We start from the raw sequence: 18,374 nt of genomic DNA, 5'->3' as shown, positions 1-18,374 counted from the left end.
TCAGGGACCTGGGATGCGCGCGATCGTCGTCGTTCATGATGGGCACATTGTTGGTGAAACCTATGGTGCAGGTTTCGCGCCTTCGACGCCATTACTAGGTTGGTCAATGACGAAGACCGTGAACGCGGCACTGGTCGGCTTGGTGATCAAGGACGGAAAGCTGTCGCTCGATCAGAAAAGTCTATTCTCGCAATGGGCCAATGATGCACGCAAGGACATTTCCGTGGCCGATTTGATGTCCATGACAAGCGGCTTAAAATGGAGTGAAGAAGGCAATTTTCCCGATACATACATATTGGAGGATCTCGCCGAAGATGCGGCGGCTTTCGCGAGAGACCGGCCTCTTGTCGCTCTGCCGGGAACAAAATTCAATTATTCGAGTGGCTCGTCGGTTCTGCTGGCGCGGCTTTGGCAAGATGCGGTTGGGGCAGACGCACAAGCTTTTCCGCAGGAACGATTGTTCAAGCCTCTGGGCATGACCAGTGCTGTGCTTGAGACCGATCCTTCTGGCACATTTCTCGGTGAAGCCCATCTCTACGCCAATGCACGTGATTGGGCGCGCTTCGGTGAATTCCTACGTCTGAATGGGGCTTGGAACGGTGAACAGCTTTTACCGAGCGACTTTGTCGACTACATGCGCTCACCTGTGCAAGCCTCCGACGAGGGACATGGTCCCGCTTACGGTCGCGGACAACTTTGGTTAGGACCGGGTCAGGGGTTTCCCCTACCAGACGACGCGTTCATGATGCAGGGGCATCTGCGCCAGGTGATTGCGATCATTCCCTCGCTAAAACTCGTGATCCTACGCATGGGATTAACACGAGAAGATATCGGCTTCAGCAACGCGAAGCTGCTGCATGCGATTGTCGCGGCGTTACGAAGATCCTGACATTTGCGACAGATCGACCTCATTTGAATTTAAACGGAATTTGTATCGCGGAACTCAGTTGCAAAAACCAGAATTTCGCGACCGATTTATGCGACGGCATATTTCCGCTTCGGGCCGAAAGCGACCACTCCAATTGTCGTCACCGCCAACCTTTTCGCGGTCATACGATGCTACACCTGCAGACTGAGTATCGCCACACCTCCCTTCTCCCCAGCGGGGGTCCGAAGGACGGGGCGAGACCCGTGGTTCGTCCCCGGTTAGGTGCCCGGAGGGCGGATGGCGGGGGCAGCAACCAATGACACCGCCTCACCCCACCTCCGCCAAAGCCCGGCGGACCGTCTCCCCGCCGGCAAGAGGGATCACTGGAAACCGTATCCAGACTTCCGGCGATGGATGAGACACCAGGCCCATTCCAGCGCCTGCCGACGAAAGTGACGATCTGGTAAAATAAGACTGAAGAATTGCTTAATGGAAGATTAAGCTTCTGTTCCTATGCTCAAGCTTTATCGGAACGGGTCTGGATCAGCATTCCATGGTGGAGTCGATGCCGAATATCCTGCGATCCTGGCTGGAAACGCACCGGCAGGTTCGGGACGGATCACGGCCAATCCTGCGCAATTCGGCGCCGTCGGAAGATTTTGGAGAGCTGGACATGCTGATCGACCGGTCGTTCAAGGCGGCCCGGGTCGGCATCTGGGAGTGCAGCCTGCCGGATGAGACGCTTCGCTGGACGGATACCGTGTTCGAGCTGTTCGAGATCGAACCGCAATCGAAGATCAGCCGGGATTATATTGTCTCGCTCTATGCCCCGGAATCGCGGCTGGACCTGAAGGCCGTGCGCGACCGCGCGCTCGAGAGCGGCGAAGGCTTTACCCTCGACGCGCGCATCACCACCGCCAAGGGCAATCTGCGCTGGATCCGCATCACCGCGATCGTCGACCGGATAAACGGCCGTTCGGTGCGGTTGTTCGGCATGAAGCAGGACATCACCGCCGAGAAGGTGATGTTCGAGCAGATCCGTCGCATGACCGAGATCGACAGCCTGACGGGGCTGACCTCCCGCGCCAAGTTCGAGGAGCTGTTTCGGAATGTCTGCCAGCACCCCTTGCCCGAGCCGCATGCCCTGCTGCTGATCGATCTCGACGGGTTCAAGGCGGTCAATGACCGGCTGGGGCATCAGGCCGGCGATGCCTTCCTGCGCCTGACCGCGGACCGTCTTGCCGAGGCCACGCCCGACGCACTGACGCGGGCACGCCTCGGCGGCGATGAATTCGCGATCCTGCATGCCTGGCAGACGCCGGAGGATCTGACCGCGCTGACGCGGCGCCTTGCCGACTTGCTCGATGATCAGGTGTCTCTGGCACGCCACGGGCTGGCGGTCAGCGCCTCCATCGGCGTCGCAGCGATTCGGCCGGACAGCACGCCGGAAGCGATTTTCCTGCGTGCCGACCGGGCGCTCTACAGCGTCAAGGCCGGCGGCAAGGCGGCTTTCGCGCTGGATCTCGCGCCCTGACGCAAAACAGGCCGCCACTGCCCGCCATCACCGCTGCGCGGGCTCCGCCGCCTCCCCCAGGATCTCGATCATCGCCCGCATGGCGCGCGTCACGTGCCGCTCGCGGTGAAGCAGCAGAAAGAAGGGGCGTGTCGGCATCGGAAAGTCCGGCATCCGCAACCGCCCTTGTGCCAGATGCGCCTCCACCGCGCGGAAGGAGAGCACGGCAGCACTGGTGCCGGCTTCCACGGCGGCGATCACCGCCTCGTTCGAGGGCAGTTCCAGCGCCACATCGAGGGCAGCCGGCGCAATGCCCAGACGGCGAAGTTCCTCCTCCAGCGCGGCCCGCGTGCCGGATCCCTGTTCGCGATGGATCCAGGCGGTCTGCAGGAGATCGGCAGGAGAAAGCCCCTGCCCCTTCGTCCAGCGGTGCCGCCGCCCCACCACAAGCACAAGCCGGTCTTCCCCCACCCGCGTGACCGAGAGCGCCGGCTGATCGACACGCCCCTCGACGACGGCAAGATCTGCCTGGCCGGCAAGAACCGCGTCGGTTGCCGCCCGCGTGTTACCGACACTCATCGACAGTTCCACCTGCGGGTAGCGCTCGCGGTAGCGCATCAGCCGCGAGGGCAGCCAGTAGCTTGCCACCGTCTGGCTGGCATGCAGCAGCAGATGCCCGGCCGGAGCGCCGGAGAGATCCTTGAGCAGGCGGGCAGCCTCCCCAGCCTTCTCCAGCACGGCCCGCGCCTCCGGCATGAACAACCGTCCGGCCTCCGTCAGTTCGATCCCGCGCCCGATGCGGTTAAACAGTTTCACCGCATGCCGACCTTCCAGCGCGGCGATCGCGGCGCTGACGGAAGACTGCGTCAGATGCAATTGCTCTGCCGCGCGCGTCACGTGGCTGTTCTCGGCCACCGCCAGAAAAATCCGCAATTGCTCGAGCGTCATGATGATTCAATCGGATTTTACGATTGAAATGATCATATCAATCCGTTGGAACGATGGGAAGCGCCGGCGCATATCTCGGACACCCCGAAGACAGATTGCGAGACACGCCATGCCGAACCGCATCCGACACGCTCATCCCGCCGCCCTCGTCCTTCCTCTTCACGCCCTGCCGCAGCACCACCTTTTGCCGGGACTGGCGCTTGCCGGCGCAATTGCCGTTGCCGCCATGGCCCTTCGCGCCTGGACCGGCATCCCGACGATCTCACCGCTGATCCTGTCGATCGTCATCGGCATGGTGATCGGCAATGTCAGGCGCCCGCACGGGCGCTTCCTGCCGGGCATCGGCTTTTCCCTGAAGCGCCTGCTGCGCATGGGCATCGTGCTGCTCGGGCTGCAGATCACCCTGCCGCAACTGCTCTCGCTCGGCCTGCCGGGCCTTGCGGTCGTCACGGCCACCCTCGCCGCAACCTTCGCCGCCGTGATGCTGGCGGGCCGGCTGCTCGGCGTTGACCGTCGCCTGACCGGGCTGATCGCCGCCGGCACCGCCGTCTGCGGGGCATCCGCCGTGATTGCCGCCAATGCCGCCGTGCGCGGGCGCGACGAGGACGTGGCCTATGCGGTCGCCTGCGTCACCATCTTCGGGTCGGTCTCGATGCTGCTGTTTCCGCTGCTGATGATGCCGCTCCATCTCGATGCCGTCGCCTATGGCCTCTGGTCGGGCGCCACGATCCACGAAGTGGCGCAGGTGGTGGCCGCCACCTTTCAGGCGGGAGATAGGGCCGGCCAGTTCGGCACCATTGCCAAGCTCGCCCGCGTGGTGCTGCTGGCCCCGCTGGTGCTGACGCTGGCGCTGACCCTGTTTCGCCCGCAGGCCGGCGTCAGGGGAAAGAGCGGTGCGGCGCCCTTTCCATGGTTCGTGCTGGGTTTTCTGGCGCTGGTGGTTTTGAACAGCGTCGTGACCATTCCGCCTGCCGCCGCACAGGATGCCGGCCTGCTCGGCACCTTCCTTCTCTCCTGCGGGCTTGCCGCCATGGGACTGCAAACCCATTTCAAGCACCTGGCAGCCCAGGGACTGCGGCCGCTGGCGCTTGGCGCCTTCGGCTGGCTGTTCATCTCCGGCTTCGGCTATGCCGCGGTGCGGCTGGCGGGCTTCTGAGCCGGCTTACGCGCCGCCCTTTTCCACGCCCTTTTCCACCTGCAACCCGCGCAGGAACAGGGTTTCCAGAAAGCGGGCCGCATCCTCGAAGCGGCCCTCGCCGGATTTGTCGCCCAGCACCGCCTGCACCTGCACGTCGAAATCGGCATAATGCTGCGTGGTTGACCAGATGGAGAAGATCAGATGGTGTGGATCGCAGGGGGCGATCTTGCCGGCCTTGATCCAGGCGCGGATCACCTTTGCCTTCTCGTCCACCAGTTCCCGCAACGGTCCTCTCAGCTCATCCTCGATATGCGGCGCCCCCTGCAGGATCTCGTTAGCGAACAGCCGGCTTTCGCGGGGAAAATCCCGTGACATTTCGAGCTTGCGGCGAATGTAGGAGCGGATTTCGCTTTCGGGATTGCCCTCCGGATCGAAGGCGCGCAGCGGCTCCAGCCAGGTAAACAGCATGCGGTCCAAAAGCGTGCGGTGGATCGCTTCCTTGGTGCGGAAATAATAGAGCAGGTTCGGCTTCGACATGCCGGCGGCATCCGCGATCTGGTCGATGGTCGCACCGCGGAAGCCATAGGCGGAAAACACGTCGAGCGCCGCCTCGAGGATTTTTTCCTCCTTCTCTTCCTGAATGCGGGTGCGCCGCTGCGTCTTCGCCGCTCTGGGAATCATCTGCCGTCATGTCTCCTTGTCCGTGTCCTAGCACGGAACGCACGTGCACAAAATTTACCCCGGCAAAATGCCTGCCGGAAACTTGTTCATTTTTTCATCGCTTCCACGATTTTGCGCTTGAGTGCCACCGTGGAAATTGTAAGCTTTTACCAATCGGTCAATTTATCGATGACCCATCCGGCGAAGGCAAGCCCAGGGCGGCCCGAAGCCAGAAGAAGATGGCGCGAAGACCCAAGGGAACAGCAGCCGGACATCAGCACACCCGGCTGAAACAGATGAAGGAATGAACGTATGGTGGCGGCACCAGGCGAAAACCTGCGCGTGAACGGCGACAGGCTGTGGGAAACCCTGATGGACATGGCGAAGGTCGGCCCCGGCATTGCCGGCGGCAACAACCGCCAGACGCTGACGGATGCCGATGGCGAGGGCCGCCATTTGTTTCAAAAGTGGTGCGAGGCGGCGGGCCTGACCATGGGCGTCGACAAGATGGGCACCATGTTCGCCACCCGCCCCGGCACCGATCCGGAGGCGCTGCCCGTCTATGTGGGCAGCCATCTCGATACCCAGCCGACCGGCGGCAAGTATGACGGCGTGCTTGGCGTGCTGGCCGGGCTTGAGGTCATCCGCACGATGAACGACCTCGGCATCAAGACGAAGCACCCGATCGTCGTGACCAACTGGGCCAACGAGGAAGGTGCGCGCTTTGCCCCCGCCATGCTGGCCTCCGGCGTGTTCGCCGGCATGCACTCCCTCGATTATGCCTATGGCCGCAAGGATCCCGAGGGCAAGACCTATGGCGAGGAGCTGAAGCGCATCGGCTGGCTGGGCGAGGAAGAGGTCGGCGCGCGCAAGATGCACGCCTATTTCGAGTATCACATCGAGCAGGGCCCGATCCTCGAAGCCGAGCAGAAGCAGATCGGCGTCGTCACCCACTGCCAGGGCCTCTGGTGGCTGGAATTCACCCTCACCGGCAAGGAGGCCCATACCGGCTCCACGCCGATGGCCATGCGGGTGAATGCCGGGCTTGCCCTGTCGCGCATCATCGAGATGGTGCAGGGGGTTGCCATGGAGGAACAGCCGGGCGCCGTTGCCGGCGTCGGCCAGGTGTTCTTCTCGCCCAATTCCCGCAATGTGCTGCCGGGCAAGGTGGTGTTCACCGTCGACCTGCGCACGCCCTCCCAGGAAAAGCTTGATCGCATGCGGGCGAAGATCGAGGCGGAAGCGGCCAACATCTGCGCACCCCTCGGCGTCGGCTGCTCGGTGGAGGCCGTCGGCCATTTCGACCCCGTGACCTTCGATCCGGTGCTCGTGGAGCGAGTGCGCGGTGCTGCCGAAAAGCTCGGCTACAGCCACATGGACATCATTTCCGGCGCCGGCCACGATGCCTGCTGGGCCGCCCGGGTGGCCCCCTCCACCATGATCTTCTGCCCCTGCGTCGGCGGGCTTTCCCACAACGAGGCCGAGGAGATTTCCAAGGAATGGGCCGCCGCCGGCTGCGACGTGCTGTTCCATGCGGTGGTAGAAACGGCGGAGATCGTGGGGTGAGTGTGTTGATGCATCTGGCCCCCTCATCCGCCCTTCGGGCACCTTCTCCCCGGTGGGGCGAAGGGAGGGAGCCTGTTGCACCGGCATCAACACACGTTGAGCGTTCCACCCGCAGAACAATCAGGCCGGATGAAAACGGCAGCGGCAGACATCCCTTCTCCCCCACGGGGAGAAGGTGGCCCGAAGGGTCGGATGAGGGGGCGGCCCGGATGGCCAAGCAAAGCGTCACCAAGCGCCGCCCCGGCAAGACCAAACATGCCCGACATCTTCGGCAGCTGGAAACCGAAGAGGAACATTACCTCTGGAGTGACCTGAGGGGGCGCCGGCTGAACGGCTACAAATTTGCCCGCCAGATCCCCCTCGGCCCCTATGTCGTGGATTTCCTCTGCCGGGAAAAAGGGCTGGTCGTTGAACTGGACGGCAGCCAGCATGCAGAGAGCCTGCATGACATCGTTCGGACCCGCTGGCTGAACAATCAAGGTTATGCCGTCATCCGCTTCTGGAACCATGAAGTGCTGCGAGAGCGTCTTGCCGTGCTGGAAACCATTCTGGCGGTTCTGGACGGGCGGCTGACGGAAGGCTGCAACACTATCCGTTTTTCGCCGGCAGATCGGAGGGCGAAATGATACGACTCGCCCGTACGCCCCCCTCATCCGCCCTTCGGGCACCTTCTCCCCGAGGGGAGAAGGGAGAGCGCACGCCGTCCCGTCAGAGATCACGCTTGACCCCGCGGGTTGCTGACCTTGCGACCCCAGACCCTTTCCCATCGCTCAGGCACGTTACAACGACGCATACCGTGAGAAAGGGAGCGCATGCGGTGCCAAAGATCCCTTCTCCCCTCGGGGAGAAGGGGCCCGAAGGGCGGATGAGGGGGAACGCCCCATGACAAGCCAAGATTATTCCCGGGAGAGACACACATCATGACCACAGTCATCAAGAACGGCACCATTGTCACCGCCGATCTTACCTACAAGGCCGACGTCAAGGTCGATGGCGGGAAGATCATCGAGATCGGTCCAAACCTTGCGGGCGATACGGTTCTCGATGCCACGGGCTGTTACGTCATGCCGGGCGGGATCGATCCGCATGTGCATCTGGAAATGCCGTTCATGGGCACCTATTCCGCCGATGATTTCGAAAGCGGCACGCGGGCGGCGCTGGCCGGCGGCACGACGATGGTGGTGGATTTCTGTCTGCCCGATCCCGGCCAGTCGCTGATCGATGCGTTGAAGCGCTGGGACAACAAGGCGACGCGCGCCAATTGCGATTATTCCTTCCACATGTCCGTCACCTGGTGGGGCGAGCAGGTGTTCAACGACATGAAGACCGTGGTGCAGGAAAAGGGCATCAACACCTTCAAGCACTTCATGGCCTACAAGGGCGCGCTGATGGTGAACGATGACGAGATGTTCGCCTCGTTCTCGCGCTGCGCGGAGCTGGGCGCGCTGCCGCTCGTCCATGCCGAAAACGGCGACGTGGTGGCCGCCATGCAAGCCAAGTTGATGGATGAAGGCAATAATGGCCCCGAAGCCCATGCCTATTCGAGGCCCGCGACCGTGGAAGGCGAAGCGACCAATCGCGCCATCATCATCGCCGATATGGCGGGCGCGCCGCTTTACGTCGTCCACACCTCCTGCGAACAGGCGCATGAAGCGATCCGCCGCGCGCGCCAGAACGGCATGCGCGTCTATGGCGAGCCGCTGATCCAGCACCTGACGCTGGACGAAACCGAATATGCCCATCCGGACTGGGACCATGCGGCGCGCCGCGTCATGTCCCCGCCCTTCCGCAACAAGCAGCATCAGGATTCGCTGTGGGCCGGTCTTGCCGCGGGCTCCCTGCAGGTGGTGGCGACGGATCACTGCGCCTTCACCACCGACCAGAAGCGCTACGGCATCGGCGATTTCCGAAAGATCCCGAACGGCACCGGCGGTCTGGAAGACCGCATGCCGATGCTGTGGACCTATGGCGTGGCGACCGGCCGCATCACCATGAACGAGTTCGTCGCGGTCACCTCCACCAACATCGCGAAAATCCTCAACGTCTATCCGAGAAAGGGCGCAATCCTGGTCGGCGCCGATGCCGATCTCGTCGTCTGGGACCCGGCCAAGGAAAAGACGATCACCGCGAAAAGCCAGCAGTCCGCCATCGATTACAACGTCTTCGAGGGCAAGACCGTCAAGGGCCTGCCGCGCTATACGCTGACCCGCGGCGTGGTCGCCATCGAGGATGGCGCCATCAAGACCCGCGAGGGCCATGGCCAGTTCGTTGCCCGCGAGCCCTATCCGGCCGTCTCCAAGGCGCTGTCCACCTGGAAGGAACTAACGGCGCCGCGCAAGGTGGAACGCACGGGCATTCCGGCTTCGGGCGTGTGAGCGGCTCGATGACGGCGGTGCGCGCGTTACAGATCCCCCTCCGCCCGGTCGGGCATCTTCCGCCGATGGCGGGAGATGGGGTTGGTGCGCGCGCCGTAAAGCCGATCCTGGGGCTTTCGCTCCTGCAGCGAATCCCGGCCTGGCATCCGGCGGTGTCGTGCCGCCGGGTTATGCCCCACCCGCAAACCTCCCCGATCCGGCACCACGCCCCCGCGGCCCTCAAAACCCAAAAATTCTCAGCCCGCCAGCGCATCCAGCTCCGGCAGAAGCACCACGCTTTCCTGCTCGTTGGGGTCCGTGCGGGCAATGATCGCTGTCGCCGGTTCGTCGAAGGAATTGGCGGGAAGGTGCGGCACGCCGGCCGGAATGTAGAAAAGCTCGCCGGCGCTCACCACCACATGGTGCTCCAACCGCTCGCCATACCAGGTGTCGACCCGGCCGGAGAGCATGTAGATCGCCGTTTCGTGGTTCTCGTGCAGATGCGCCTTGGCCCGCGCGCCGGGCGGCATGGTGAGAATGTGCATGCAGATGCCCTTAGCCCCCACCGTCTCGGCTGCAATGCCTTCAAAATAATTGAGCCCCTGCTTGCCGGCATAGGTCGCGCCTGGCTTCACCAGCCGGCAGGTGGGCTTCGATGATACGTCCATGTCAGAAATCCTCCATCCGGCTCTCCGGCGGCGGCTCCCAAGACCTGCCGGTTCGGCCACAGCCACAGAAGATAGCAGATAAAATGCCCCTGACCATTTCCCAGTCCCCGCCGGAGTGTTTTGCATGACAAGCGCCGCCTCCGTCGTTTCAGCCCGCGATCTGGGTCTCACCTTCGACACCAATGACGGGCCGGTGCATGCGCTGACCGGCGTCAATCTCGATATCCGCAAGGGGGACTTCGTCTCCTTCATCGGCCCCTCCGGCTGCGGCAAGACCACGTTTTTGCGTGTCATTGCCGACCTTGAAAAGCACACCACGGGCTCGATCGAGATCAACGGCATGACGCCGGAAAATGCCCGCCTCGCCCGCGCCTATGGCTATGTCTTCCAGGCGGCCGCCCTTTATCCCTGGCGCACCATCGAAAAGAATATCGCGCTGCCGCTCGAAATCATGGGCTACGGCGCAGACGACCAGAAGAGGCGGATCGCTGAGATGCTCGACCTCGTCAACCTCTCGGGCTTCGGCAAGAAATATCCGTGGCAGCTTTCCGGCGGCATGCAGCAGCGCGCCTCGATCGCCCGCGCGCTTGCCTTCGATGCCGACCTGCTGCTGATGGACGAACCTTTTGGCGCGCTGGATGAAATCGTGCGCGATCACCTCAACGAACAGCTGCTGAAGCTGTGGGACAAGACCAACAAGACCATCTGCTTCGTCACCCATTCCATTCCGGAAGCCGTCTATCTCTCCACCCGCATCGTGGTGATGAGCCCGCGCCCCGGCCGCGTCACCGACGTCATCGAATCCACCCTGCCCCGCGATCGCCCTCTGGAAATCCGCGACACGCCAGAATTCCTGGAAATCGCCCACCGCGTGCGCGAGGGGCTGAAGGCGGGGCATAGCTATGAGGAATAGGCTTCAAGATAAGAGCCCCTTGATGAGGGAGCTGGTCCCATGACAGCCCCCTCCCTCTTCCGCGACCGCATTCTGCCGGTCCTCACCGTGATTGCTGCAATCCTCGTTCTCTGGCACGGGGCAGTGATCTATCTCAATGCGCCCTTCGTGCGGGATCAGGCAGCGCGGGCCGGGCAGAGCGTGACGCTCGGCCAGATCGTCAGCCAGACGCTGAACCAGGAGCGGCCGGTGCTGCCGGCGCCGCACCAGATCATGGCCGAACTCTGGGATACGACGGTCGCAAAACCCGTCACCTCCAAGCGCAGCCTCGTCTACCATGCCTGGGTCACGCTGTCGGCCACACTGATGGGCTTTGGCATGGGCAGCCTGCTCGGCATCGTGCTGGCCGTCGGCATCGTGCACAACCGGGCCATGGACAAGTCGCTGATGCCCTGGGTGATCGCCAGCCAGACGATCCCGATCCTTGCCATCGCACCGATGATCATCGTGGTCCTCAACTCCATCGGCATTTCCGGCCTGCTGCCGAAGGCGCTGATCTCCACCTACCTTTCCTTCTTCCCCGTGGTGGTCGGCATGGTGAAGGGCTTGCGCAGCCCCGATACGCTGCTGCTCGACCTGATGCACACCTATAATGCCAGTTCCACCCAGACCTTCTGGAAGCTGCGCTGGCCGGCGGCCATGCCCTATCTCTTCACCTCGCTGAAGGTGGCGATTGCGATTTCGCTGGTCGGCGCCATCGTCGGCGAACTGCCGACAGGCGCCGTCGCCGGCCTCGGCGCCCGCCTGCTCTCCGGCTCCTATTACGGCCAGACGATCCAGATCTGGGCGGCGCTGTTCATGGCGGCGGCGCTGGCGGCCGTGCTCGTCTCCATCGTCGGGGCAGCCCACGGCCTCGTCCTGAAGCGCATGGGGGTGAAGTCATGAACGCCTATCTGTTTACCGCCCTCCTCGTCTGGCTTTGCGCCTGGGCGCTCAACGAATGGCTGGTGCGGCTGAAGCCTGCCACTCCCGCCGGCCAGCGCGCCATCGGTATCGGCGTGCCGCTGATCTTCGGCATCACGCTGCTCATCATCTGGGAATGTGTGGTGCTCGGTTTTTCCATCCCGCCGATCCTGCTTCCGGCCCCGACCGCCATCTGGGTGAAACTCTCGGGCTCCGTGCCGGTGCTCTGGGCGGATTTCCAGCAGACTTTTCTGAAATCGGTGATCACCGGCTATATCGCCGGCTGCGGGCTGGGCTTCATCGTGGCGATCCTGATCGATCGCTCACCCTTCCTGCAGAAAGGCCTGCTGCCAATCGGCAATTTCGTCTCGGCGCTGCCGGTCGTCGGCGTCGCCCCGATCATGGTCATGTGGTTCGGTTTCGACTGGCCCTCCAAGGTCGCCGTCGTGGTGATCATGACCTTTTTCCCGATGCTGGTGAACACGGTGCAGGGGCTTGCCGCCGCCAGCCACATGGAACGCGACCTGATGCGCACCTATGCCGCCAGCTGGTGGCAGACACTCGTCAAGCTGCGCCTGCCGGCCGCCTGGCCCTTCATCTTCAACGCGCTGAAAATCAACTCCACGTTGGCACTGATCGGCGCTATCGTGGCGGAATTCTTCGGCACGCCCATCGTCGGCATGGGCTTTCGCATCTCCACCGAGGTGGGGCGCGCGAACATCGACATGGTCTGGGCCGAAATCGCGGTGGCCGCGGTGGCCGGCTCGGTCTTCTACGGTTTGGTGGCGCTCAGTGAAAGGGCCGTCACCTTCTGGCACCCGTCCGTCCGCGGTGGGCGGCGGTAACGATGAAAAAGAGGGAACTGAAACAATGAAAGCCAAGATCGCATCGCTGATGCTGGCCGCTGCCGTCTCGCTGACGGCGATGTCGGCCGCCGCCGCCGACAAGGTGACGCTGCAGCTGAAATGGGTGACGCAGGCCCAGTTCGCCGGCTATTACGTTGCCAAGGACAAGGGCTTCTACAAAGAGGAAGGCCTCGACGTCGATATCAAGCCCGGCGGTCCGGACATTGCTCCCCCGCAGGTTCTGGCCGGCGGCGGTGCCGACGTCATCGTCGACTGGATGCCGTCCGCGCTTGCCACGCGCGAAAAGGGTGTGCCGCTCGTCAACATCGCCCAGCCCTTCAAAAAGTCTGGCATGATGCTGACCTGCCTCAAGGAAACCGGCATTGCCAAGCCCGCAGACTTCAAGGGCAAGACGCTCGGCGTCTGGTTCTTCGGCAACGAATATCCGTTCCTGTCCTGGATGGCGCATCTCGGCATCAAGACGGATGGATCCGCCGATGGTGTGAAGGTGCTGAAGCAGGGCTTCAACGTCGATCCGCTCCTGCAGAAGCAGGCCGCCTGCATTTCCACCATGACCTACAACGAATACTGGCAGGTCATCGATGCCGGCATCAAGCCGGACCAGCTCGTCACCTTCAAGTACGAGGACGAGGGCGTCGCCACGCTCGAAGACGGTCTCTACGTGCTGGAAGACAAGCTGAAGGACCCGGCCTTCAAGGAAAAGATGGTGAAGTTCGTCCGCGCCTCGATGAAGGGCTGGAAGTGGGCCGAGGCCAATCCGGATGCCGCAGCCGGCATCGTGCTGGAAAACGACGCGTCCGGCGCCCAGACCGAAAAGCACCAGAAGCGGATGATGGGCGAAGTGGCCAAGCTGACCGCCGGATCCAAGGGCGCACTCGACGTGGCCGACTATGAGCGCACCGTCAAGACCCTGCTCGGCGGCGGTTCCGACCCGGTCATCACCAAGGCACCGTCCGGCGCCTATACGCTCGACATCACCAATGCCGCGCTGAAGTAAATCTCGCTCGGCAGGCCAGATTTGTGTAACGCGCAGCCGTCCGGACAGAATCCGCGGCTGCGCGTTTTCCGTTACACCATGTCGCAATCAGCAAAACCGTCGTTATCCGCGATTGAACGCTCAGCGTGCAGCCGTTAGACTTGATCACGTTTTCTTGTCTGGTGACCTTGTGCAGGCACATCTGCGTAACCACCTGACAGCAGGTTGACGGGGGGGGAATGGGAGCCCGGCCGCTGACGCGCATGCAATGTCATGGCGGATCGGCGGTCGTATCGTGGAGGATGATCTGCGCCCGGCCTTTCAACTGCAGTTGGCATGAATGAAGCAATCGGGTCGGACGGAATGATCATTTCTCGCAAATCGATGACTGCAGTTCTTGTGGCCGGCCTGGCAGGCGGCATGATGGTCGCACCGGCTGCGGCGCAGGAGCCCGCCGCAAAGGCCGAGGAAATCCGCCTTCCCTCCATCGTCGTCACCAAGGCGACGGAGCGGGCGCTCGTCGACAGCGTGGTCGCCAGCGGCACAATACGCCCGGTCCAGGACGTTTTCGTGCAGCCTCTCGTGGACGGCCTCTCGATCAAGACCCTGAATGCCGATGTCGGCGACCGGGTTGCCGCAGGTGCCGTGGTTGCGACGCTGAACAGTGACACGCTGATCCTGCAGAAGAGCCAGCTCGAGGCCAACAAGGCCAAGGCCGAAGCCGCCCTCGCCCAGTATCGCGCCCAGGTGATCGAGGCCGAGGCCAATGCCAAGGACGCCGTCCGCCAGCGCGACCGGGCGATCACGCTGAGCCGCAACGGCACCGTGTCGACCTCGCAGGTTGAACAACTGACCGCGACCGCAGACGCCGCCGATGCGCGCCTCAATGCCGCCCGTCAGGCCGTCAGCGTCGGAGAAGCCGACATCAAGGTGGTCGACACCCAGATTGACGATATCAATCTCAAGCTGGCCCGCACGGATGTGAAGGCGCCGGTCGGCGGCATCATTTCGGTACGCGATGCAAAAGTGGGCGCCATCGCCATGGGATCGGGCACGCCGCTCTTCACCATGATCCGCGACGGCGAGATCGAGCTGGTGGCGGATGTGCCGGAAAGCGAGATCGGCCGGATCAAGGCCGGCCAGATGGCACGGGTCACCGTTGCCGGCACCCGAACGGCGCTGCCCGGCAAGGTGCGACTCGTCTCTCCGCTCGTTGACCAGACCACCCGCCTCGGTTCGGTGCGCATCGTGGTGGACGGCAATTCCGGCGCCAAATCGGGCATGTATGCGAGCGCGCAGATCATCATCCGCGAGACGACATCGCTTGCCCTGCCGCAAGCGGCGGTCAACACCGAACGGGCTGGCGCGATCGTGCGCAAGGTCGAGAACAATGTCGTCAAGCAGGTCGTCGTCGAAACCGGCATTCAGGACCGCGGCTATGTCGAGATCCTGAGCGGGCTCGCCAGCGGCGATGTGGTGGTGGCGAAGGCAGGTGCCTTCGTGCGCGACGGAGACCACATTACCCCGGTCTTTGCCGAAACGCTTGCAGCGAACTGACGGGAACGACGCGTCATGAACTTTTCCGCCTGGTCCATCCGCAATCCGGTCGCACCGCTTCTGGCCTTTGCGCTGCTGGTGTTTCTCGGCATCGGCGCCTTAAACAAGCTGCCGATCACCCGCTTTCCGAACATCGACGTGCCGGTGGTGGCCATCACCGTGACCCAGAGTGGCGCCTCGCCCTCCGAACTGGAAATGCAGGTCACCAAGGAAGTGGAAGATGCCGTCGCCTCGATCAGCGGCGTCGACGAGATCGGCTCCACGGTGACCGACGGGAAGTCGCTGACCTCGGTGCTGTTTCGCATCGAGAAGCCGACCGAGGAGGCCGTACAGGACGTCAAGGACGCGATCGACCGCATTCGCGGCAACCTTCCGGCCTCGGTCGATGAACCGATCGTCTCCAAGGTGGATGTGGAAGGCCAGGCGATCCAAACCTTTGCCGTCTCCTCGCCCAACATGACGCTGGAGGAGCTTTCCTGGTTCGTCGACGACACGATCAAGCGCGCCCTGCAGGGCCAGCCCGGGATCGGCCGTATCGACCGCTACGGCGGCGCCGAACGCGAAATCCGGGTGGCGCTCGATCCGGAAAAGCTCAGCGCCTACCGCATCACCGCCCCCGACGTGAATGCGCAGCTGCGCAGCGTCAACATCGACCTCGGCTCCGGCCGCGGCCAGGTGGGTGGCAGCGAACAGGGCATCCGCACGCTCGGCGATGCCCGCAGCGTCGCCGACCTCGCCAATACGACCATTGCCCTGTCGAACGGCCGGTTCGTGAAGCTTTCCGATCTCGGCACCGTCACGGACACCTATGAGGAGCCGAAGTCCTTCGCGCATTTCAACGGCGAACCGACGGTGACCTTCGCCGTGTTCCGCTCCAAGGGCGCGAGCGAGGTTTCGGTTGCGCAGACGGTTGGAACCCAGCTGGACAAGATCCGCACGGCCCATCCCGATGTCAGCATCCAGATGGTGGACGATTCCGTCTACTTCACCTACGGCAATTATGAAGCGGCGATCCACACTCTGATCGAAGGCGCCATTCTGGCCGTCATCGTCGTGCTTCTTTTCCTGCGCAACTGGCGCGCCACGCTGATTTCCGCCATAGCCCTGCCGCTGTCGGCCATTCCCACCTTCTGGATAATGGACCTGCTCGGATTCTCGCTCAATCTCGTCAGCTTCCTGGCCCTGACGCTGGCGACCGGTATTCTCGTCGACGACGCCATCGTCGAGGTGGAGAACATCGCCCGTCACATCAAGATGGGCAAGACGCCCTACCGCGCCGCCCTCGAGGCCGCCGACGAGATCGGCCTTGCTGTTATCGCGACAAGCTTCACCATCATCGCCGTCTTCGTGCCTGTCTCGTTCATGCCGGGCATTCCGGGCCAGTATTTCATCCAGTTTGGTCTGACGGTGGCGATATCGGTCTTCTTCTCGCTCTTGGTGGCGCGCCTCATCACGCCGCTGATGGCCGCCTATCTGATGCGCGCCGAAGACGCGATGGACGACCATCACGACAATGACGGCCGGATCATGAAGGCCTATACCCGCCTTGTCACCGGCACGACGAAGCGCTGGTACATGCGCTATGCGACACTGGTCGGCGCGATTGCCTTCCTCCTCGGCTCGATGTATCTGCTGTCGCAGGTGCCGGGCAGCTTCCTGCCGCCGGAAGATCGCTCGCGGATCACGCTGTCGGTGGAACTGCCCCCAAGTGCGACGCTGGAGGAAACGTCCGCGACCACCAATGCGCTCTATCAGATCATCAAGCCCATCGAAGGCGTGCACAGCGTGTTTGTCCTCGACGGCAGCACACCGAAGGGTGATCTGGAACTGCGCCGCGCGACGATCAACGTCATTCTCGGCAATATCGAGCACTCGCTGATCAAAACCCTGGTCAACAAGGGGCTGGGTTCCATCCCCTTCATCGGTCCGTCCATCCCGAAAATGGCGATCGAGGGCCGCACACGGCCGCAATGGGAGATCGAGAAGGAGATTTTCGCCAAGGTGCATGCGGTTCCGGATGTGCGCATCACCAAGCTCAACGATCGCGGCGAACGCGAACTCTCGTTCAACTTCCTCGCCGATAACAGCGATGAACTGGATGATGCGGTTGCCCAGCTCGAAAGCCGGCTGCGCGCCTCGCCGATTCTCGCCAATGTGTCCTCCGAAGGCGCCCTGCCGCGTCCCGAACTGCAGATCCGTCCGCGCAAGGACGAAGCGGCCCGGCTCGGCATCACACCGCAGCAGATTTCCGAAACCGTGCGCGTCGCCACCATCGGCGACGTGGACGCGGCGCTGCCGAAGATCTCGCTCGACAGCCGTCTGATCCCCATCCGCTCGCAGGCATCCCTCGACGTGCGCCGTGACCTTCAGGCGATCCGCAATCTCAGGATCAAGACGGCGACCGGCGCGACCGTGCCGCTCGCAAGCGTCGCCGACATCGATTATTCGGAAGGCCCGAGTTCGATCAAGCGCAACAACCGCAACCGCGTTGTCTCGATCGGATCCGACGTGCCGCAGGGAACAGCGCTCGATACGGCAACGGACGAATTCAAGCGGATCGTCGCAGAGACCAAGCTGCCGCCCGGCGTGCGCCTGGCCGAAAGCGGCGATGCCAAGATCCAGGCGGAAATGGTGCAGGGCTTTGCCAATGCCATGCTGCTTGGCCTGCTGCTGGTGCTCGTCGTGCTGATCCTGCTGTTCAAGGACGTGATCCAGCCCTTCACCATTCTCTTCTCGCTGCCGCTTGCCATCGGCGGGGTGGCGCTCGGGCTGATCCTCACCAACAATGCGCTCTCCATGCCGGTGCTGATCGGCATCCTGATGCTGATGGGCATCGTTACGAAGAACGCCATTCTGCTGGTGGATTTTGCCATCGAGATGCGTCGCCACGGCATGGAACGGGTGGCGGCCATGGTGGAGGCCGGCCGCAAGCGCGCCCGCCCGATCATCATGACTTCGATCGCCATGTCGGCCGGCATGCTGCCGTCTGCACTCGGTGTCGGCGAAGGCGGCTCCTTCCGTTCGCCGATGGCGATTGCCGTGATCGGCGGCATCATCGTCTCCACGGTGCTGAGCCTTGTGGTGGTGCCGGCCTTCTTCCTGATCATGGATGACCTGTCGGGTCTGCTCGGCCGCGTCTTCAGCCGCTTCGTGGGCAAGAAGGAAGTGGAGGATCCGGTGCTGAGCGACGAGGAATTGTCGCGCACTGCCCGTGAAAACCAGCGGCGTATTGCCGAGTTGCAGCAGCGGCTGGATGCCCTGCAAAGCAGGACCGGCGAGACGGAACGCACCACAACCTCTGCAGGAAACAATGTTTTGCGCCTGCCGCCTCTTGCCGCAGAATAGGTATTGAAAATCAGCAAAAATTCCGTCGCACCCACAAGGCCCGGTTTGATCGACGTCAAA

14 protein-coding genes and 1 pseudogene are annotated in these 18,374 nt (G+C 63.0%); 12 read left to right on the top strand and 3 right to left on the bottom strand.

Annotated features, from left to right (window positions below; all coding sequences use genetic code 11):
• The first annotated feature begins 13 nt into the window (after positions 1-13).
• Positions 14-889, top strand: a complete 876-nt coding sequence (locus F3H95_RS07155; protein ID WP_188134313.1) for a serine hydrolase — start codon at positions 14-16, stop codon at positions 887-889.
• 532 nt (positions 890-1,421) lie between these two features.
• Positions 1,422-2,402: a GGDEF domain-containing protein gene (locus F3H95_RS07150; protein WP_244617909.1), complete on the top strand. Its 981-nt coding sequence runs from the start codon at positions 1,422-1,424 to the stop codon at positions 2,400-2,402.
• 27 nt (positions 2,403-2,429) lie between these two features.
• Here the strand turns inward: F3H95_RS07150 and F3H95_RS07145 are convergent, their stop codons facing one another.
• Positions 2,430-3,329, bottom strand: a complete 900-nt coding sequence (locus tag F3H95_RS07145) for a LysR family transcriptional regulator (protein WP_149745396.1) — start codon at positions 3,327-3,329, stop codon at positions 2,430-2,432.
• A 109-nt stretch (positions 3,330-3,438) separates the two neighbouring features.
• Between F3H95_RS07145 and F3H95_RS07140 the strand changes: the two genes are divergently transcribed.
• Positions 3,439-4,485: a putative sulfate exporter family transporter gene (locus F3H95_RS07140; protein WP_149745395.1), complete on the top strand. Its 1,047-nt coding sequence runs from the start codon at positions 3,439-3,441 to the stop codon at positions 4,483-4,485.
• 6 nt (positions 4,486-4,491) lie between these two features.
• On the opposite strand, the gene F3H95_RS07135 is transcribed toward F3H95_RS07140, so the two are convergent.
• Positions 4,492-5,148 (bottom strand): TetR family transcriptional regulator C-terminal domain-containing protein, encoded by a 657-nt coding sequence (locus F3H95_RS07135; protein ID WP_149745394.1) that lies wholly within the window; start codon positions 5,146-5,148, stop codon positions 4,492-4,494.
• Between the two features lie 291 nt (positions 5,149-5,439).
• Here F3H95_RS07135 and F3H95_RS07130 point away from each other — a divergent pair, with 291 nt between their 5' ends.
• From F3H95_RS07130 to hydA, 3 genes and pseudogenes are all read left to right on the top strand, one after another.
• Positions 5,440-6,693, top strand: coding sequence for a Zn-dependent hydrolase (locus F3H95_RS07130; RefSeq protein ID WP_149745393.1), 1,254 nt, complete (start codon positions 5,440-5,442; stop codon positions 6,691-6,693).
• Between the two features lie 152 nt (positions 6,694-6,845).
• Positions 6,846-7,319: pseudogene (locus tag F3H95_RS07125) on the top strand (DUF559 domain-containing protein); the annotation flags it as partial.
• Between the two features lie 294 nt (positions 7,320-7,613).
• Positions 7,614-9,068 carry a dihydropyrimidinase gene (hydA, locus tag F3H95_RS07120; RefSeq protein ID WP_149745392.1) on the top strand — a complete coding sequence of 485 codons (1,455 nt, stop codon included), beginning with the start codon at positions 7,614-7,616 and terminating at the stop codon, positions 9,066-9,068.
• Positions 9,069-9,304: 236 nt separating this feature from the next.
• Here hydA and F3H95_RS07115 read toward each other — a convergent pair whose 3' ends face one another.
• Positions 9,305-9,715, bottom strand: a complete 411-nt coding sequence (locus tag F3H95_RS07115) for a cupin domain-containing protein (protein ID WP_149745391.1) — start codon at positions 9,713-9,715, stop codon at positions 9,305-9,307.
• A 124-nt stretch (positions 9,716-9,839) separates the two neighbouring features.
• Between F3H95_RS07115 and F3H95_RS07110 the strand changes: the two genes are divergently transcribed.
• The 6 genes from F3H95_RS07110 (at position 9,840) to F3H95_RS07085 (ending at position 18,314) form a co-directional block, all read left to right on the top strand.
• Positions 9,840-10,628 carry an ABC transporter ATP-binding protein gene (locus F3H95_RS07110; protein WP_149745390.1) on the top strand — a complete coding sequence of 263 codons (789 nt, stop codon included), beginning with the start codon at positions 9,840-9,842 and terminating at the stop codon, positions 10,626-10,628.
• 39 nt (positions 10,629-10,667) lie between these two features.
• Entirely contained in the window at positions 10,668-11,552 is an 885-nt protein-coding gene (locus F3H95_RS07105) for an ABC transporter permease (RefSeq protein WP_143126787.1), read from the top strand.
• Positions 11,549-12,415: an ABC transporter permease gene (locus F3H95_RS07100; protein WP_143126786.1), complete on the top strand. Its 867-nt coding sequence runs from the start codon at positions 11,549-11,551 to the stop codon at positions 12,413-12,415. The genes F3H95_RS07105 and F3H95_RS07100 overlap by 4 nt, the downstream gene beginning before the upstream one ends.
• Before the next feature lie 25 nt (positions 12,416-12,440).
• Positions 12,441-13,433, top strand: a complete 993-nt coding sequence (locus F3H95_RS07095) for an ABC transporter substrate-binding protein (RefSeq protein WP_143126785.1) — start codon at positions 12,441-12,443, stop codon at positions 13,431-13,433.
• Positions 13,434-13,832: 399 nt separating this feature from the next.
• Entirely contained in the window at positions 13,833-14,969 is a 1,137-nt protein-coding gene (locus F3H95_RS07090) for an efflux RND transporter periplasmic adaptor subunit (protein WP_244617938.1), read from the top strand.
• Between the two features lie 15 nt (positions 14,970-14,984).
• A complete protein-coding gene (locus F3H95_RS07085; RefSeq protein ID WP_149745388.1) occupies positions 14,985-18,314 on the top strand; it encodes an efflux RND transporter permease subunit in 3,330 nt (1,109 codons plus the stop codon).
• Positions 18,315-18,374: the final 60 nt, after the last annotated feature.

Source organism: Rhizobium sp. RU35A (genome assembly GCF_900156005.1).
GTDB lineage: Bacteria > Pseudomonadota > Alphaproteobacteria > Rhizobiales > Rhizobiaceae > Neorhizobium > Neorhizobium straminoryzae.
This window is presented reverse-complemented; position numbering and strand designations above follow the sequence as displayed.

Bases quoted from the DNA above. Each gene is read 5' to 3' on its own strand.
- F3H95_RS07105 (WP_143126787.1), top strand. From the start codon at position 10,668: ATGACAGCCCCCTCCCTCTTCCGCGACCGCATTCTGCCGGTCCTCACC.
- F3H95_RS07150 (WP_244617909.1), top strand. From the start codon at position 1,422: ATGGTGGAGTCGATGCCGAATATCCTGCGATCCTGGCTGGAAACGCAC.
- F3H95_RS07110 (WP_149745390.1), top strand. From the start codon at position 9,840: ATGACAAGCGCCGCCTCCGTCGTTTCAGCCCGCGATCTGGGTCTCACC.
- F3H95_RS07145 (WP_149745396.1), bottom strand. From the start codon at position 3,329: ATGACGCTCGAGCAATTGCGGATTTTTCTGGCGGTGGCCGAGAACAGC.
- F3H95_RS07155 (WP_188134313.1), top strand. From the start codon at position 14: ATGCGCGCGATCGTCGTCGTTCATGATGGGCACATTGTTGGTGAAACC.
- F3H95_RS07085 (WP_149745388.1), top strand. From the start codon at position 14,985: ATGAACTTTTCCGCCTGGTCCATCCGCAATCCGGTCGCACCGCTTCTG.
- F3H95_RS07090 (WP_244617938.1), top strand. From the start codon at position 13,833: ATGATGGTCGCACCGGCTGCGGCGCAGGAGCCCGCCGCAAAGGCCGAG.
- F3H95_RS07130 (WP_149745393.1), top strand. From the start codon at position 5,440: ATGGTGGCGGCACCAGGCGAAAACCTGCGCGTGAACGGCGACAGGCTG.
- hydA (WP_149745392.1), top strand. From the start codon at position 7,614: ATGACCACAGTCATCAAGAACGGCACCATTGTCACCGCCGATCTTACC.
- F3H95_RS07135 (WP_149745394.1), bottom strand. From the start codon at position 5,148: ATGATTCCCAGAGCGGCGAAGACGCAGCGGCGCACCCGCATTCAGGAA.
- F3H95_RS07115 (WP_149745391.1), bottom strand. From the start codon at position 9,715: ATGGACGTATCATCGAAGCCCACCTGCCGGCTGGTGAAGCCAGGCGCG.
- F3H95_RS07140 (WP_149745395.1), top strand. From the start codon at position 3,439: ATGCCGAACCGCATCCGACACGCTCATCCCGCCGCCCTCGTCCTTCCT.
- F3H95_RS07095 (WP_143126785.1), top strand. From the start codon at position 12,441: ATGAAAGCCAAGATCGCATCGCTGATGCTGGCCGCTGCCGTCTCGCTG.
- F3H95_RS07100 (WP_143126786.1), top strand. From the start codon at position 11,549: ATGAACGCCTATCTGTTTACCGCCCTCCTCGTCTGGCTTTGCGCCTGG.